This is a genomic window from Conchiformibius kuhniae DSM 17694 (genome assembly GCF_000428785.1).
In the GTDB taxonomy this organism is placed as follows: domain Bacteria; phylum Pseudomonadota; class Gammaproteobacteria; order Burkholderiales; family Neisseriaceae; genus Conchiformibius; species Conchiformibius kuhniae.
Genome location: NZ_AUAP01000053.1, coordinates 1 through 1617, shown reverse-complemented (window position 1 = coordinate 1617; position 1617 = coordinate 1). Strand labels below are relative to the sequence as shown.

The 1617-nt window shown below is 52.1% G+C and carries 1 protein-coding gene, 1 rRNA gene and 1 pseudogene; 1 reads left to right on the top strand and 2 read right to left on the bottom strand.

All coding sequences use genetic code 11. The features are described 5' to 3' along the window. Nucleotides 1-276 (top strand): annotated as a pseudogene (locus tag G392_RS0109650) (tRNA pseudouridine(38-40) synthase TruA); the annotation flags it as partial. Nucleotides 277-357: 81 nt separating this feature from the next. On the opposite strand, the gene G392_RS0109645 reads toward G392_RS0109650, so the two are convergent. Both G392_RS0109645 and rrf read right to left on the bottom strand, forming a co-directional pair. Further along, entirely contained in the window at nt 358-1323 is a 966-nt protein-coding gene (locus tag G392_RS0109645) for a 3-deoxy-7-phosphoheptulonate synthase (protein WP_027010050.1), read from the bottom strand. Nucleotides 1324-1523: 200 nt separating this feature from the next. Continuing rightward, nucleotides 1524-1617 (bottom strand): 5S ribosomal RNA (gene rrf, locus G392_RS14380); the annotation flags it as partial.

Below are 1617 nucleotides of genomic sequence, written 5' to 3'. Positions count from 1 at the left end.
ACCCTGTACCAACTCGATATTGCCCGCACCGGCGACCTAATCAAACTCGATTTTCACGCCAACGCCTTTTTGCACCACATGGTACGCAACATCGTCGGCACATTGGTGTATGTCGGCTGCGGACGCCTGCCGCCCGAACACATCGACAAGCTGCTTGCCACCCGCAACCGTTGCCACGCACCGCCCACATTCATGCCGGACGGGCTGTATTTTCTCGGCGCGGACTACCCCGACACATTCGGCATCGCCCGCCCCACCCTGCCCGCATGGCTGTAAAGCCCGCATTATCGGTTTTGCCCCACCCCCTTTCAAGTAAAAAAATTGCCGTTGTCCCCATCGGCACAACGGCAACCGCCATCACATCAACGACACCCGCCCCGCGTTTGCTTCCGCCAACAATGCCAGCAGTTTTTCCGTACTTTCCCAGCCGATACAGGCATCGGTGATGCTCTTGCCGTACACTTCCGGCTTGTCCTGACGGCCTTCCTGCAAATGGCTTTCCACCATCACGCCCATGATATTGTCCTCGCCATTGCGCAACTGCGCTGCCACATCTTCTGCCACAAGCATTTGACGGGTATGGTCTTTATTACTGTTGGCATGGCTGAAATCCACCATCAGTTTCGGCGTTACGCCCGCCTTGCTCAAAGCGGCAGCGGCGGCCTGAACATGCTCGCTGCTGTAATTCGGCTCTTTACCGCCACGCAAAATCACATGGCAATCGGGATTGCCCGCCGTATGCACAATCGCCGAATGCCCCGTTTTGGTAACCGACAAAAAGTGATGCGGGTGCGAAGCTGCGCCGATGGCATCAATGGCGATTTTCAGATTGCCATCCGTGCCGTTTTTGAAACCCACCGGACACGACAAACCGCTCGCCAACTCGCGATGCACTTGGCTTTCGGTGGTACGCGCCCCAATCGCGCCCCACGAAATCAAATCCGCATAATATTGCGGCGTAATCATGTCCAAAAATTCGGTGGACGCGGGCATACCCAAGTTATTTAAATCCAACAACAATTTCCGCGCCTGACGCAAACCGAAATTGATGTCAAACGAACCGTCCAAATGCGGGTCGTTAATCAGCCCTTTCCAACCGACTGTCGTACGCGGCTTTTCAAAATACACCCGCATCACAATCAGCAACTCTTTGGCATATTTTTCCCGCAAAGGCAGCAAACGTTGCGCGTATTCCGCCCGCGTTTGCAGCACCAAATCGGCAGCCGCTTCGCTAATCGGCAATTCGTACAAATGGGCAATCGGCGGCAACAGCTCCGCCAAAGATTTAATCCGCACATCATCGGTTTTGTGTAAGTGGTTCATATCGTTTTATCCTGAAAAAGGCAAGATTAACCGTTTCATACAGTCTTGACAAGCGCAAAGTCAAAAATTTTGAAATAAAATTGCGTTTATTCTAGAAAAATATCGTTTTTCAGCATAAAAAACGGCTGAATAATTTGATTTTTGGCATTTTATGATAAAGCAAAACCCCCGCAATAGCGGGGGTTTTGCTTTGAATAGTAGTTTGGCGGTTCCCTACTTTCGCACGGGAGTCCGTACTATCATCGGCGCAACTGCGTTTCACTGTCCTGTTCGGGAAGGGAAGGAGTGGTACCG